The sequence below is a fragment of the Streptomyces sp. HSW2009 genome, assembly GCF_040240285.1.
Taxonomy (GTDB): Bacteria; Actinomycetota; Actinomycetes; order Streptomycetales; family Streptomycetaceae; genus Streptomyces.
The window spans coordinates 1-6,842 of the sequence record NZ_JBEHZD010000448.1 but is presented as its reverse complement, the minus strand read 5'-3'; the positions used below and the strand labels follow the sequence as shown (position 1 = coordinate 6,842).

Annotated in this window: 4 protein-coding genes and 1 pseudogene; 3 read left to right on the top strand and 2 right to left on the bottom strand. The window is 69.5% G+C overall.

Translation table 11 applies throughout. The features are described 5' to 3' along the window. Positions 1–447 precede the first annotated feature (447 nt). The 3 genes from AAHZ94_RS25850 (at position 448) to AAHZ94_RS25840 (ending at position 3,903) form a co-directional block, all read left to right on the top strand. Positions 448–909 carry a hypothetical protein gene (locus AAHZ94_RS25850; protein WP_349995655.1) on the top strand — a complete coding sequence of 154 codons (462 nt, stop codon included), beginning with the start codon at positions 448–450 and terminating at the stop codon, positions 907–909. Between the two features lie 76 nt (positions 910–985). Then, entirely contained in the window at positions 986–3,265 is a 2,280-nt protein-coding gene (locus AAHZ94_RS25845; protein WP_349995653.1) for a DUF6571 family protein, read from the top strand. Then, complete coding sequence (locus AAHZ94_RS25840) at positions 3,265–3,903, top strand: hypothetical protein (RefSeq protein ID WP_349995651.1); 639 nt, start codon at positions 3,265–3,267, stop codon at positions 3,901–3,903. Before AAHZ94_RS25845 ends, AAHZ94_RS25840 begins: the two co-directional genes overlap by 1 nt. A 245-nt stretch (positions 3,904–4,148) precedes the next feature. On the opposite strand, the gene thpR is transcribed toward AAHZ94_RS25840, so the two are convergent. Beyond that, entirely contained in the window at positions 4,149–4,712 is a 564-nt protein-coding gene (gene thpR, locus AAHZ94_RS25835; RefSeq protein ID WP_349995649.1) for an RNA 2',3'-cyclic phosphodiesterase, read from the bottom strand. Between the two features lie 396 nt (positions 4,713–5,108). Next, positions 5,109–6,443: pseudogene (locus AAHZ94_RS25830) on the bottom strand (MFS transporter); the annotation flags it as partial. Positions 6,444–6,842 lie beyond the last annotated feature (399 nt).

The following is a 6,842-nucleotide window of genomic DNA, read 5'->3' as shown; positions in this document are numbered from 1 at the left end:
GGGGGGGGGGGGGGGGGGGGGGGGGGGGGGGGGGGGGGGGGGGGGGGGGGCGGCGCGCGGGGGGGGGGGGGCGCGGCGGGGCGCGCCGCCCCCCCCCCCCCCCCCACGCCGTCTTCCGAACGCGCCCGCTGCGGGGGGCGATGCCACACCGCACGGATCGCATCGCATGAAGCGCACCGCGCAGCTCGCACCGTACGAAGCACACCGCGCAGCTCACACCGTACGAAGCGCACCGCACGGCTCGCACCGTACGAGCCGCGCCCCACCACCCGCCCCGCGCGCCCTCCCGGAATGAGTCACACCGCACAGGACGCGCCATCCGCACCGCATCCCGGCCGCGCCGTCACCTCAAGTACGCCCGCCGCCACCGGACCCCCACTATCGTTCCGCACGGTAATTCGACTGCTACGCAAGCGAGTTAAGGGACTCGGGGGAAGTGGGGGAAATATGTCCTTCCAGGAGGAGTGGGGCCGGATTCGCCGCGCGGCGGAGGCGGACGCCCGGACACGGCTCAACAGTGCGGGCAGCGGTTCTTCGGGCGGCAGCGCGGACCGGCTCGTGGTCTACCAGGAGGACCTGGGTCAGGTCGGCCATGAAGCGTTCCTGCTGCACGGCAGGTTGAAGAAGGCCGGCGACGTGACCCGCGGCGCAACGGGGGACGGCTCGACGGCCACGGTGGCCCGCGTCCTCGCCTCGCACAACTTCACCATGGGCGATGCCCTGACGACGACGGCGGCGATCTGGGAGGACCAGGTCAAGACGCTGCTCCAGGCATGTGCGCACATCTCCAACCACCTCGACTACTCGAAGAAGTCACACACCCACGAGGACCAGAAGATCGCGGCCACCATGTCGCACCGCGACGGCCGGGCCGTGTCGACTTCGGAAATCGCCAAGTTCTACGAGTAGCCGGCGGCAACAGCCGAAAGCAGTCGGAAACAGCACCCCAGGCAAGCGCACGGGAATGACGTGAGGTGACCGCAGCATGGCACGGCTGACCTACGACGACCTGTACCAGGTCCCCTTGAAAGACCTCGGCTCGGCGGCCGACGACTGGAAGGAGATGGTGGACCAACTCGCCCAACTGGCCACGGCTGCACGGGACGGCATGGTGCGGAAGTCCGAAGTGGCCCGCTGGGAAGGGGTGAACGCCGGCGTGACCCGGCCGTTCATCCGCACCACAGCCGAGGAGTTCCACGATGCGCACACCCAGGCGAAGGGCATCTGGAGCATGTTGCGCGACGCACACCGCGATCTGACGGAAATCCAGAAGTCCCTCAAGCGGGCCATCGACGTGGACGCGAAGAAACACAGCATCCAGGTGTCGTCCGACGCGGACGGCGGCGTGATCTGCAAGTACGTGGACCGGTCCGGCGAGCAGACGAAGGACACCGCGGCCCAGACCGCCTATCTCCAAAACTTCGCCGACCGGGTTGCCTCCCTCGTCGCCCAGGCGACCGAAATCGACGGCTCGGTGACCCGCGCCCTGGGCAAGATCCACGGCAACGACAGCCATGACTTCGGCCATGCGACGTACGAATCGCTGGACGACGTCCAACGCGAGCGGACCGTACAGCTCGCAAAGAAGAGCCTGTCCCTGCACGAGAGCGGCGAGGAGTTGAGCCCGACGGAACTCGCCGAGTTCCGGACCCTGATGCAGGGCAATGCGAAGGACCGGGAATTCGCGGTCGAGTTCTACCGCGACATGGGCGCGAAGGACGCCCTGCGCTTCGAGGCCCAACTCGCCATCAACGCATCATCGGGCGACGACAAGACCCGCCTCGATCTGGCCCGGAGCATCCAGAAGGACATGGGCATCGCCCTGGCCACCGCGACCGACCCGCCCTCCGGCAAGGACAACCCGCACACGTCCTTCCGTGAGGACCGTACGTACCTCGGCAAGGCGTGGATCAACGAACTCAAGAAGGTCGGCCTGCAACCGTTGGGGGTGGGTCTCGACCACGGGGAACCGGTCGGCTATCAGGCCCTCGCGTCCCTGCTGCGGTACGGCACCTACGACAAGGCGTTCCTCAACCCGATCGCCGAAGAGTTGGTCAAGCAGGAACGCGAAGGAGCCACCTGGCCCGTCCCCAACCCGCACAACGGCGACCTGCACTTCGGCCTCAACCTCGCGGATGAGAAGAGCCCAGGTTGGGACCCCATGACCGGCGTCCTCACGGCGTTCGGCAACAGCCCCGACGCCTCAACGGCCTTCTTCAACGGCTCCACCGGCGGCGGCAACAGCGGCCTGAAACGGCTCGACAACCTGGAATTCTTCCTGAGCGACGAAAACGGCCGCAAGGAATGGCTCCCCGACAAGACGAGCGGCCTCACCGACCCGGACGACGCGAGCCGCGTCCCCGCCAAACAGGCCCTGGGCGAGGCCCTGCAATCCGCCACGACGGGCCGCCCGTACGGCGACGAGGGCCCGTTGAAGCCGCATACGCGGGCGCAGGCCGATGTTTTTGAAGGGGTGGTCAAGGAGGTGGGCGGCGACTCTGGCCTAGTCAAGCATGATGGCAAGTTGGCGGCGATTGCCCCTCACTTGGGGAATATGTCCGCTGAATACATGTATGACATTCAGCGGACGTTTGCTGGCGGCGACTCCAGCGGGTACTTCGAGAATGCGGGGGCCGATGCAAATTCCAAAGCCCTGAGTGACGAACGCAATCTTACCAAATTCTTACAAGCGACCGCCGAAGACCCAAAAGCCTATGCGGCTATTAAGCACGCCCAGCAGGCCGTCACCACCGAGGCAATCCGAGACAATATCAGTGGCATTGGTGAAGATTCTCTGGCTCCCACAGCGGAACGAGTCGTGAGACCTGGAGCGACGATCGCCAGTATCACTGCCGTTGGGCAAGGAGAGTCGATTGCAGCGGCCGATGACAGCCTCAAGAAAGTACAGGAGTACAACCAGAGCCTAGAAGAAAGGGCCAAATGGATCGGCAGATTCGCCGAGATGGGGGCGAACCATATTCCGCTCTACGGCGACTTCGCGAACTGGGCATACGAGGACGCCCAGGAGGCGGTCCTCAAGCACTACACGAGGGACGAAGAAGAGGTTGTTCAGCAGATCGAGTCCGACCGGAAAGACTTCCTCGATGGCGAGCGCGAAAAGTCAGCTCTTGCCATAAAACAAGCCTTCCTTGACGCCGCGAGGAAAGAGAACATCCCCACGGCGCCCGGCACGACGGGCGCCGGAGCGGCCGACGACGTTTTCTACTCCGTCAATACCGGCTTTTCGGATGGGCGAACCCGCTGATGGCCACCAAACTGACCGCGATCACCTCGCCCGCTCGGCTCGTAATGTCCGCCGCTGTCGCACTCCTCCTCATCGGAACAGGCATCTGGTGGATCAGCACCGACCCACTAGCCGATGATGACGCCACGAAAATTCCCCGGCGCGTCTGCGACGGCCGCATTTCTGGCTCGGATGTCAAGCCGCTGCTTCCCACTCACGACGGTGAGCTGAAGACGGAGACACTGTTCTTCGACAAGCTCTATGACCAAGGGCACTGTGAGCTGAGTACCGAGAACGAGAAGGTGCTCATTACCGTCGACTCCGTACCCGTCTATCGCTACCCGCGTGAAAGCACTCAGCGCCAGGGGGTTCCCGTCACCCTGGGCGAAGCCTATGGGTTCCTATCCGACAAACATTCCCTGCATCTCTACGTCCCGTGCAGGGTGAAGGCGGAAACGCAGCGCGTGGTCGTCGGGGTCAGTAGTTCGCTCCATCGGCCGGACTCCGAGTCTCCTCCTGCTCGCGCACGGCCGGCCGCAGGTGATGACGAGGTTGCCGTGGCCGCGGCGAACATCGCTCGCGAGGTGACGGGAGACTGGCTCTACTGCCCACGCGCCGACAAGCTTCCCCCCGGCCCCGCCCACATCCACTGGCCCTAGCCGGCTGCGCGCAGGGCAGACGCGCTGTGCGCAGGGCAGACCCGCCACACGCAGGGCAGATCAGCGTACGAGGGAGGCCACGGCCACCACGATGAGCAGGACGACGAACGTGCCGCTCACGATCAAGCTTCGAATCTTCGGGTCCACCCTTCGAGGTTAGCCGCAGGTCGTGGCCGGGTGGCGACCGGGCCTTCGGGGTGGGCGGGGGCGGGGCGCCTCAGCCGGCCGGGGGCAGCCCCGCCCGGTCACTCGCCCAGGGGCCAGGACGTCACCCTCTGGTACCGCGGCTGGGCGCCGGGGACGCCGGGCTCCGGCGGGTTGCTGCGGACCAGGGTGAGTTCCTCGGCCCGCCACGGCCGGCCCTCGAAGTCGGCGAGGGCCGCGACGTACGCGGACAGGTCGGCGTCGGTGCGGTTGCGGGCCAAGGTGAGGTGAGGGGTGTAGGCGTGGTGTTCGGACATGTCGACGCCGGCGCGGCGGGCCGCCGCGGACGTGGCGTCGGCCAGGCGCCGCATCGGCGGCAGGCCGCCGGACGCGCCGGCCCACAGCGCCCGGTTGCCGAAGCTGCCACCGCCCGTCAGGCGCAGTTGGAAGGCGCCGTTGCGGTGGGCGGCGCGGCCGAGCCTGGTGTACAGGTCCGGCAGCGTCTCGGCGGCCACCTCGCCGTAGAACGCGAGCGTGAAGTGCCAGCCGGCGCGGGCCGTCCAGGTCAGCCGGTCCGCCTCAGGCAGGTCGTGCAACGGGGCGACGGCGGCGGCCAGTTCCGCGGTGGCCGACTCCGGTGGCAACACGGCTGCGAAGAGTCTCATCCGCTCAGTGTCGCCGACGGAGCCGGCCGGGCAGTCGGCCGGGGCGGGTCGGGCCAAGGCGGGCCGAGCCAGGCGGGTCGGGCCGAGCCAGGCCGGGCCGCCCCGGGCCGATCAGACCGTGACCCGGCCACCGCCCCGTACCGCCGCCCCTGCCGGCGCGGTCGGCACAGCCTGCCCAGTCGGCACAGCCCGCACGGCCGAGTTCGGCGGACCGGCAGGGTCGGCGTCCGGAGCCCGCCGCCCGTCCTCGCCGGGAGGCTCCGTACGCTCCGCACCCCCGTCCCCTGCCACCGCCGGCGGCGCGGCAGGGGCCGCCGCGGCCCGGGCAACCGCCGGCGCGAGCTCACCAGCAGCCACCGCGGCCCCAGCGGTCCCCGCGGTCCCCGCGGCCCCCGCCCCATCCGTCGTACGCGGCACCAGCCGCACCCTGCGCTGGCCGCGGCGCAGGTCCACGCGGAGTCGGTGGCCGCCGATGCGTACCAGGACGAGGCCGACGACGACGGCCGCGAGTGCGGAGATCACGCCGCCGGCGACGAAGCCGACGCGGGCCCCGTACGTGTCGGTGACCCAGCCGACCAGCGGGCCGCCGATCGGGGTGCCGCCGACGAAGACCATCATGTACAGGCTCATCACGCGGCCTCGCATCGCGGGGTCGGTGGCGAGTTGGACGCTGCTGTTCGCGGTGACGTTGAAGGTCAGGCCGAAGACGCCGATCGGCACCATGAGGGCGGCGAACACCCAGAACGTGGGCGCGAGACCGGCGGCGACCTCCAGGACGCCGAACAGCAGCGCCGCGCCGACCAGCATCCGCAGCCGCGAGGTGCCGCGGCGGGCGGCGAGCAGCGCGCCGGTCAGCGAACCGGCCGCCATCAACGTGTTGAGCAGGCCGTACGTGCCGGGCCCGGCGTGGAAGACGTCATCGGCGAAGGCGGTCAGCCAGATGGGGAAGTTGAAGCCGAAGGTGCCGATGAAGCCGACGAGCACGATCGGCCAGAGCAGTTCGGGACGGGCCGCCACATAGTGCAGGCCCTCGCGGAGTTGGCCTTTGCCGCGTGGGGCGCGCTCGACGTGGTGCAGTTCGCTGGTGCGCATCAGCAGCAGGCCGATCAGCGGCGCGGTGAAGGACAGCCCGTTGAGCAGGAAGGCCCAGCCGCTGCCGACGGCGGTGATCAGCACACCGGCGACGGCCGGGCCGATGAGGCGCGCGGACTGGAAGTTCGCGGAGTTGAGGCTGACGGCGTTGCGCAGGTCGTTCGGGCCGACCATCTCCATCACGAACGCCTGCCGCGTGGGCGTGTCCACGACGGTGACCATGCCGAGCAGGAACGCGATCAGATAGACGTGCCACACCTGGACGTGGCCGCTCAGCGTCAGGGCGGCGAGCGCGAAGCCGCACAGGCCGAGCGCGGCCTGGGTGCCGAGCAGGATGTTGCGCTTGGGGTAGCGGTCGGCGATGACGCCGCCGTACAGGCCGAAGAGCAGCATCGGCAGGAACTGGAGCGCCGTGGTGATGCCGACGGCGGTGGCGGAGCCGGTGAGCCCGAGCACCAGCCAGTCCTGGGTGATCCGGGACATCCAGGTCCCGGTGTTGGATATGACGGCGCCGCTGGCGAAGAGCCGGTAGTTGCGGATCTTCAGCGAACTGAACGTTTCGCCGCGGCCCGGTGGGGTGGGTTGCGTCGTGGTCGGTTTTGGTGCGGGTGCGGAGTCTGCTCCGGGTCCCGTACTCAAAGCGGCTTCGCCTCCTTTCGTATCGGGGGGCCGTCCGGCGGGGCGGTCCCTGATCGGGTCGTCGGCTGTGCTGACAGGTGCGTACCCGTCCGTACGCGGCCGTGCCGGTGCGTACGCGTCCGTACGCAGCTGTGCGCTTGTCTGCGTCGTCCGTGCGGTCCGTACGTATCCTGCGGAGGCGCGGGCCCCGGGGGGCGCGCGCCCCCCGGGGGGGGGCGGGGCGGGGGGGGGGGGCCGGCGGGGGGGGGCGGGGGCGGGGGGTGGGCCGCCCCCGGGGGGGCGGGGGGGGGGGGGGGGGGGGGGGGGGGGGGGGGGGGGGGGGGGGGGCCGCGCCTCAGCCGGCCGGGGGCAGCCCCGCCCGGTCACTCGCCCAGGGGCCAGGACGTCACCCTCTGGTAC